General features: G+C 62.3%; 1 protein-coding gene. It reads right to left on the bottom strand.

Annotated features, from left to right (window positions below; all coding sequences use genetic code 11):
* Positions 1–222: hypothetical protein (locus AC0IYH_RS33730; protein ID WP_471838809.1), on the bottom strand; the 222-nt coding region annotated here is incomplete at its 3' end.
* Positions 223–239 lie beyond the last annotated feature (17 nt).

Here is a 239-nt window from a genome sequence, read left to right as displayed (position 1 = left end):
ACCCACAGCCTTGTCATCGAAGGCCACGAACTCGACGCCAGCGGCGTCGTGAATGCAGGAAAACTGCCCGGCCGACACCGGAGCGTCACGCCGAATGACGATCAGCGCACTCTCCGACTCAGCTTCCCACGTCACCGACACCGCAGCGCGATCGAGCCCGCACGCGACCAGCTTGCTCGCGATGACCTCGGTCGGCGGCATTGCCGAAATGACGTCGATCATAAAACCTCTCCAGAAAG

The sequence above is a fragment of the Pseudomonas sp. AC463 genome, from assembly GCF_979253585.1.
This window is presented reverse-complemented; position numbering and strand designations above follow the sequence as displayed.